The organism is Polymorphobacter multimanifer (assembly GCF_014205635.1).
Taxonomy (GTDB): domain Bacteria; phylum Pseudomonadota; class Alphaproteobacteria; order Sphingomonadales; family Sphingomonadaceae; genus Sandarakinorhabdus; species Sandarakinorhabdus multimanifer.
Window position 1 is genome coordinate 1 of sequence record NZ_JACIIV010000070.1, and the last position, 1,505, is coordinate 1,505.

Below are 1,505 nucleotides of genomic sequence, written 5' to 3' on the forward strand. Positions count from 1 at the left end.
CGGTTCCACACCCAGCCCGCATCGGCAAAGACATAGGGCTCGGCCACCAGCTGGTGCTTCGCCGAGAGGATCTGCCCGGGGAACGCCACCTCGGTCGCCAGCCCCACGCCCTTGTCGCCAGTAAACGCACCCGGATCGAACCCGCGCCCCAGCGTGAAATTGCCCAGCGCAAACTGCTCGTAGCTCGGCAGCGATGCCCCCGAGAGCTGCGCCCGCGGGCTGAGCACGATCACCAGATGCCGCGCCAGCCGCAGCTCCGCCCGGCCCTGGAAGCGCGCCAGAAACGCACTCGAATCGCTGGTGATCGACCCCGGCGGCAAGGCACCGGGGGCGGTGCAGGCGATGATGTTCTCGACGCAATTGGGCGAGGCCGCCAGAATGTCGAGGCCATGACGCAGCTCGAGTGCGCCCGAAAGCCGCCAGCCGGTCGCCCCGCCGGGGCCGATGCCGACCATGTCTATCGCCTCGCCATCGAGCCGCAGATAGCCGATGCGCAGCCGGTCGCGCGTGACGGGGAGGGTGTTGAACCGCACCCGCTGCGTCACGAACTCCATGCCGCCGGTCAACGCCAGCGACCCCCCCTGGCGGCGGATCAGCGGATAGCGCAGATCGACCGCGGCAATGGCAGTGCGCGCCTCGATCGGCGGCAGGCCGGGGACATCGGGGTTGGTCCAGGCATGGGTGAAGCGGCCCCCCAGCCGCAGCCCCGAGCCGCCCAACAGAAAGTCATGCCCCGCCTGCACGATCATCTGCTCGTCAAAGTCGGGCGTGGCATAGAAGCTGATCGAGGTGCGGTCCCCAAGCCCCGTCAGTCCATAGGCCTCGGCGCGCAGCTGCCCGCCCCAGCGCCCGGTCTCGGAGGCCGCCAGGTTCTGCACGCTGAAGTCGACCGCCAGCGGCGTGCGCTCGAGGCTCACCTCGGCGACCATCTCGCCCGCCCCGGTGCCGGCGGGCTTGAGCAGCAGCCGCAGGTCATGGCCGGGCACATCGCGCGCCAGCAGCAGCCAGCGCTCGGCCTCGAAGCGGTTGAACACCTGGCCATTGGCGAGCTTCGACAGGTACCGCTGGAACACCCCTTCGTTGCGCCCGGCATCGCCGAGCACGCGCACGGTCGTCACCCGCGCATAAAGCACTTCCAGTGCCACCACCCCGCCCTCGATGCGCTGTGCCGGCACCTGCACGGCAGCGATATAGCCCCGCGCCCGAAGCTCGGTCGCCACCGCATCGCGGACCTCGCAGATGATGCTGATCGGCTGGTCGGTGCCGATGTAGCGCTGGTAGAGCGGCGCCAGTTCGGCCGCCTCGACCGGGGCCAGGTTGTTGAAGACGAAGCGCGTCGGTGTGACGCGGATCGCGGCATAGGCCGGGTCCGCCAGCGCACACGGGCTGCGCTCGATCTCGCCTTCCACCCGCACCCGCCGACCCTCGCGCGGCCGCTCGGGCGAAACCTGCCCCTCAAGAACATCGCGGCCGGGAATGACGCCAGACGGAACGGCGGGCTGGGC

1 protein-coding gene is annotated in these 1,505 nt (G+C 70.2%); it reads right to left on the minus strand.

Annotated elements, in window-relative coordinates:
• The coding region (locus FHS79_RS18470) for a ShlB/FhaC/HecB family hemolysin secretion/activation protein (protein WP_184203315.1) at positions 1 to 1,505 on the minus strand (1,505 nt) is incomplete at both ends.